The organism is Moorena sp. SIO3I6 (assembly GCF_010672095.1).
The window spans coordinates 1-4,345 of record NZ_JAAHHU010000362.1 but is presented as its reverse complement, the minus strand read 5'-3'; the positions used below and the strand labels follow the sequence as shown (position 1 = coordinate 4,345).

The following is a 4,345-nucleotide window of genomic DNA, read 5'->3' as shown; positions in this document are numbered from 1 at the left end:
GGGACTGGCGAGTTTTTCTATTCCCATTATTCTCAAATGTGATCACTGTTGGTTTTGGTATTGCCCTGATTGTTACCGGACAGCAGGCGCTTCATCTGTTCGTCGGTTCTGCTTCAGCGATTGGCTTGCTAATTCTTGGGCGAGTGGCGTGGGTAAAACCAAAAAGGCATTCCAAGGGATAGCTTTGGGATGTTAAAGAAAATGACTAAAAAAAACGACTGGTTACTTTACCAATAATTTGTTGAGAATCCACTAAACCAAAAGAGCGGCTATCGGTACTTTCTAATCGGTTGTCTCCTTTCAGGAAACAACGTCCATCTTCGAGCACCAAAGTTACCCGTTTCACCAATCGCAAGTGGTTTTGGTAAGGGTGTCTAGCAACAACAATGTCACCAACTTTGGGCGGAATGTGCCGATAAGCTCTCGGATCAATTAAGATTTCCTCTCCTGGTTTGAGCAGGGGAGTCATGGATACTCCTGTAACTCGGAAGCGCAACCGTTTTCGCAATATCAACAGTGCTAGCTCAGGAATACTGTTTTTGGTAAAAAGCATTTGAATTAAGAATGTAGAATTAAGAATTAAGAATTAAGAATTAAGAATTAAGAATTAAGAATTAAGAATTAAGAATTAAGAATTAAGAATTAAGAATTAAGAATTTTACATTCTGCTTTCTGCCTTCTACATTCTGCCTTCTACATTCTGCCTTCTACATTCTGCCTTCTACATTCTGCCTTCTACATTCTGCCTTCTACATTCTGCCTTCTACATTCTGCCTTCTACATTCTGCCTTCTACATTCTACATTCTACATTCTACATTCTACATTCTGAGGTTTAGCTAGCCTTATACCAGACAATATCGCGATTCTTGGTTGCCCAGAAAATCTTGTGGATATTCTCTACTGCATCAAGTAGCTCATTGGCGTGCTCAAGGCTAACTTCCACCTTGCAGGCAGAGCATAACTTTGCAGCTTTCCAGAAGGTATCGTGTAGGTCTGGGAACTGCTCCAAGTGTACTGGCTTGAAATAGTCTGTCCACAGGATCAGTATTTCCTCTTTAGTCTTCTGAGCCTGCTCTTCCTTAATAGCAATGAACCGGGATAGGGTATTTTGGTAAGCAACTACTGCCGCTGGATCATTACTCGCTGGCTGAAGATCAATGATCTTCTTGGTCATGGAGAGTACTGCCTCAGCGGTGATACGTGCAGCAGCTGGGTCATACACCCCGCAAGGTCCGTCGCAGTGGGCATGGACTTCTGGAGCAGGGAACCAGTCTTTGAGCTGGGCAATAACTTTTTTCAACATATTTTTTAGAGTTCGCTTGTGGTCAGAGCACATGGTAAATATCGGTAAGGGAGGAATAGCCCCAGGATAGCCAATGGCTAATTAGGGTTTTTGACAACCGACTAGACTAAGTTAGTTAACTAACTTAGTTAGCCCAATCTATTCCATCCCCCCCCTACCCATAGTAAGTTATAGCAAGTTGTGTTCTAAAACGATAGTCGATGTGAAGATAGGGAATCGGGAATCGAGAGTCGGGAATCGGGAGTCGGGAATCGGGAGTCGGGAGTCGGGAGTCGGGAATCGTGGGAGGTGTGGGAAGTGTGGGAGGTGTGGGGAGATGGGGAGATGGGGAGATCTTATAGAGTTTTGCTTTCGCGTTTGGCCTACGGCCACAAGCGTGACCATTCGCGTAGCGTGGCCCAAAGGCCAAGGTCAATCCCGTAGCGGCTCCAAAGGAGCATCCCACTAAGTTAACTGATGTAAACCCCAGATATAGCACTAGGCATTAAAGTTAGGAAATTGATAGAAGCCGAAAAGCTAATGCACGTGAACTTTTGCCTCTTGCCTCTTGCCTCTTGCCTCTTGCCTTTTGCATTTTGCCCTTGCGCGAATTTTTATACCAGATAACTATTCTAATTTAAAATAAGTTTACAGTTATTAACATTACGTGTTACCTTATTTAAAAAATTAGACAAATTTCAAGTTAAATTGATGAATAGTAAAGAGTTAGCGCAATATATAGAAGCTACTGACGGCATCTCCAAACCCTGGTTACTCGTGCAACTGCGCCTGAAGAAGCTTCAGGAGCGGCGTGCCACCCTATCATCGGAAGCTTATATCAGAGAACTAGAAGATATTCACCAGGATTTGATGAATTTAGGTCAGTGGTGGGTAGGTAGAGAAGACGAAGTTTTTAATCCTTGAGGTTCGTTTAACGGTAGAATCTCACTGACTATTCTCTCGTTGCCATAAAAGAGCCTGATCAAGTGGGTTAACTCTGAGGATGATGGGTAAAGCTAAAAAGAATGAGTCTGAAGTTGAAAATATCCATTTTCAATTTAAAAATAATACGCCTGAATTTGAACAGACCACAGAACAGAACACAATTGAGCTTAATCTGAGTGACCCTGACTATTACTTCAATCGAGAACTGAGCTGGTTGGAGTTCAATAACCGAGTATTACATGAAGCAACGGACCCCCGAACGCCTCTGTTAGAGCGTCTGAAGTTCATGGCCATCTTTAGCTCTAACCTTGATGAATTCTTTATGGTGCGGGTGGCTGGTTTAAAACAACAGGTGGAAGCACAAGTTAGTAAACGGACAGCCGATGGTCGCACACCCAGTGAACAACTCGATGCCATCAGAGTGCGGCTGTTACCGATGGTAACTCAACAGCATCAACACTGTGAGCAGGAACTGCGACCCCTGCTAGCCAAAGCAGGGATTTACATTCTGGACTACGTGGACTTGAACCAGAAACAGCGGAATTACCTGGAAAACTACTATTCCGAGCAAATTTTTCCAGTTCTGACTCCCCTAGCTGTGGACCCCAGCCATCCCTTTCCTTACATGTCCAATCTCAGTCTGAATCTGGCGGTAGTGGTCAAAGACCCGGAAACGGGAGCAGAATTGTTTGCTCGGGTGAAAGTTCCTAGAGTCTTAAAGCGCTTTGTTCCCCTCCCGGAAAAATTGCAGCAACAACAGAATGGAAAAACGACTAGTTGGACTGGTGTTCCTCTCGAACAAATCATTGCCCATAATTTGGAGTCTCTGTTTCCAGGGATGAAGATTCAGGAGTGTCATCCCTTCCGCATTACCCGCAATGCTGATTTGACAGTAGAGGAATATGAGGCAGATGACCTGCTGATAGCTATTGAAGAGGAACTACGGAAACGACGGTTTGGACGTTCTGCCGTGCGCATGGAAATTCCTGTGACTACCTCCAAGTTAGTCAGGCACACGCTGATGCGAGAGCTGGAACTTGAAGAAACCGATGTGTATGAATTTGAAGGTCTGTTGGCACTGGGTGACTTGATGTCGTTGATGGCATTGCCACGGCCAGAATTGAAAGACCCTGTGTGGGAACCAGTGGTGCCCCGACGCCTGCGCTTCCCTATAGGGGAAGAGAATGTGGAAGATATTTTCAGCGTGATTCGCAGTAGGGATTTGCTGGTACACCATCCTTATCATTCCTTTGGCGCAACGGTAGAACGCTTCATTACCCAGGCCGCTCAAGATCCAGATGTCTTAGCCATCAAAATGACCTTATATCGCACATCTGGTGACTCACCCATTATCGATGCCTTGATTAGAGCAGCAGAAAATGGTGACCAAGTGTCGGTGCTCATAGAACTAAAGGCTCGTTTTGATGAAGAAAATAATATCGTCTGGGCACGGAAGTTAGAACAGGCTGGAGTCCATGTGGTCTATGGTTTGGTGGGTTTAAAAACTCACACCAAAATTGTGCTGGTGGTGCGTCGGGAGGGAGATACAATTCGTCGGTATGTTCACATTGGGACGGGGAATTATAATTCTAAGACTGCCAAACTATATACTGATTTAGGACTATTGAGTTGTCGTGATGATTTAGGAGCAGATTTGACAGATTTGTTTAATTCTTTGACCGGTTACTCACGGCAAAAGTCTTATCGAAAGTTGTTGGTCGCACCATTTACTTTACGCGATCGCATGATCGAAATGATTCAGCGGGAGATTGAACATTGCCGCAACGGAGAAACAGGTCGTATTGTGGCCAAAATGAATTCCCTACTAGACCCCAAGATTATTACCGCCCTCTACAACGCCTCACAAGCTGGTGTAAAAATTGACTTGATTGTGCGGGGAATTTGTGGTCTGCGTCCTGGTCTTAAAGGAGTCAGTGAAAATATCCGTGTGGTGAGTGTCGTGGGTCGTTTTTTAGAACACTCACGGATTTTTTACTTCCAAAATCAGGGTCAAGAGGAAGTCTATATTGGCAGTGCGGACTGGATGCGTCGTAATTTGGATCGACGGGTAGAAGCAGTGACACCAGTGGAAGACCCAGAGATTACCAAAGATTTGG

The 4,345-nt window shown here is 44.7% G+C and carries 5 protein-coding genes and 1 pseudogene; 3 read left to right on the top strand and 3 right to left on the bottom strand.

The features are described from left to right. Nucleotides 1–182, top strand: a pseudogene (locus F6K49_RS36075) (hypothetical protein); the annotation flags it as partial. A 23-nt stretch (nt 183–205) separates the two neighbouring features. Here F6K49_RS36075 and sodX read toward each other — a convergent pair. The 3 genes from sodX to F6K49_RS36060 all read right to left on the bottom strand — a co-directional run bounded on the left by sodX (nt 206) and on the right by F6K49_RS36060 (nt 1,782). Beyond that, on the bottom strand, nt 206–553 hold the full coding sequence (gene sodX / locus F6K49_RS36070) for a nickel-type superoxide dismutase maturation protease (protein ID WP_075903030.1): 348 nt from the start codon (nt 551–553) through the stop codon (nt 206–208). 280 nt (nt 554–833) lie between these two features. Then, nucleotides 834–1,304: a superoxide dismutase, Ni gene (sodN, locus tag F6K49_RS36065; protein ID WP_293104547.1), complete on the bottom strand. Its 471-nt coding sequence runs from the start codon at nt 1,302–1,304 to the stop codon at nt 834–836. 154 nt (nt 1,305–1,458) lie between these two features. Further along, nucleotides 1,459–1,782, bottom strand: coding sequence for a hypothetical protein (locus F6K49_RS36060; RefSeq protein ID WP_293020500.1), 324 nt, complete (start codon nt 1,780–1,782; stop codon nt 1,459–1,461). Between the two features lie 212 nt (nt 1,783–1,994). Between F6K49_RS36060 and F6K49_RS36055 the strand changes: the two genes are divergently transcribed. After that, entirely contained in the window at nt 1,995–2,207 is a 213-nt protein-coding gene (locus F6K49_RS36055) for a hypothetical protein (protein WP_008181887.1), read from the top strand. An 82-nt stretch (nt 2,208–2,289) separates the two neighbouring features. Continuing rightward, nucleotides 2,290–4,345, top strand: a 2,056-nt coding sequence (gene ppk1 / locus F6K49_RS36050; protein WP_293104544.1) for a polyphosphate kinase 1, incomplete at its 3' end; no start/stop codon positions are given.

Bases quoted from the DNA above. Each gene is read 5' to 3' on its own strand.
- sodX (WP_075903030.1), bottom strand. From the start codon at position 553: ATGCTTTTTACCAAAAACAGTATTCCTGAGCTAGCACTGTTGATATTG.
- sodN (WP_293104547.1), bottom strand. From the start codon at position 1,304: ATGTTGAAAAAAGTTATTGCCCAGCTCAAAGACTGGTTCCCTGCTCCA.
- F6K49_RS36055 (WP_008181887.1), top strand. From the start codon at position 1,995: ATGAATAGTAAAGAGTTAGCGCAATATATAGAAGCTACTGACGGCATC.